Below are 705 nucleotides of genomic sequence, written 5' to 3'. Positions count from 1 at the left end.
CTGGTCCCCGGGGCGCCGGTCGCTGCGGGGCCGGGCGCTGCCCGGCCGGGCGCTGCGGGCGTCCCGCCGACCTGCGGCTCCGTCGTCACGCGCCCTCCCCGCCGTCGTCCGTCCCCGACCAGCAGGCTACGGTGCGGCGCGCCGACCCGCCCGCCCCCGGACGGCGCGGCCCGGGGCCGCCGGTCCGCCGTGACCAGGCGGGGATGGACCGGCGGGGATCGACCGGGGGGAGGGGGTGGGCCGAGCGGGTCGGTGACCGGGCGGTGCGTGACCGGGCGGTGCGTGACCGGGCCGGTGCGCGACCGGCGCGTCGCTCCGGCCGCCCGCCGTCGCCCGCGGCCCGGGTGACCCCGCGACGCCGGGCGCCCCGCCGGTCACCCGCTCCTGCCGGGACCTTCGTCCCGGTGATGCCGTAGCGTCGGCGCCGTGGACCCGTCCGTGCAGCGTGCGCTCGTCGTGGGGCGCCTGCTCGGCGTCGCGACGACCGTGCTCGTGCTCGGGTCCGGTGCGCACGTCCTCGGTGGCGGCCACGCGCCGTCCGGCGGCGCCCTGGCGCTGATCGGCGCGCTCGTGCTCGTCGGCTCGGCCGCCCTCGCGCGCCGGCCGCTGACGGTCCGGGTGCTGCTCCCCGCCGCGGTCGCCGGGCAGCTCGGCGTGCACGCGGCGCTCACCTGGCTCGCGCCGGCCGGCGCCGGCGCGGTCGCG

At 82.8% G+C, this 705-nt stretch carries 1 pseudogene; it reads left to right on the top strand.

Features of this window, described 5'->3' with window-relative positions:
• Nucleotides 1–426: 426 nt before the first annotated feature.
• Nucleotides 427–705 (top strand): annotated as a pseudogene (locus FA014_RS19705) (hypothetical protein); the annotation flags it as partial.

The sequence above is a fragment of the Cellulomonas hominis genome (assembly GCF_005239125.1).
In the GTDB taxonomy this organism is placed as follows: Bacteria; Actinomycetota; Actinomycetes; order Actinomycetales; family Cellulomonadaceae; genus Cellulomonas; species Cellulomonas hominis_A.
The sequence above is the reverse complement of the archived record's forward strand: the minus strand, read 5'-3'. Positions and strand labels throughout refer to the sequence as shown.